The 381-nt window shown below is 69.3% G+C and carries 1 pseudogene; it reads left to right on the forward strand.

What is annotated here, in order from left to right:
• Positions 1–35: 35 nt before the first annotated feature.
• Positions 36–381, forward strand: a pseudogene (locus AC1DJ5_RS14685) (glutamine synthetase); the annotation flags it as partial.

A 381-nucleotide genomic window follows, 5' to 3' on the forward strand; every position in this document is an offset into this window, starting at 1 on the left:
GTCCGAGTCCGAAGGTCACCCGGGGGGTCAAGACGCTGGACGAGGCTCAGGCCTGGTTCCGCAGCCAGAACATCGAGGAGATCGAGTGCGTCGTGCCCGACCTGGCCGGCGTCGCGCGCGGCAAGATCATGCCGGTGCGCAAGTTCCTGGGGACCCCGTCGATGAACCTGCCGCTGGCGGTGTTCTACCAGACCATCACCGGCGATTTCCCCGAGTTCGAGGGGGCGGTGAACGCGGTGCAGTCCGACACCGACATCTTCCTCACTCCCGACTTCGCCACCCTGGCGGCCGTGCCGTGGGCGCAGGACCCGACGGCCCAGGTGATCCACGACGCCTTCCACCCCGACGGCCGGCCGGTGGAGGAAAGCCCCCGCCAGGTGC

Source organism: Brevundimonas sp. 01N35 (assembly GCF_056399785.1).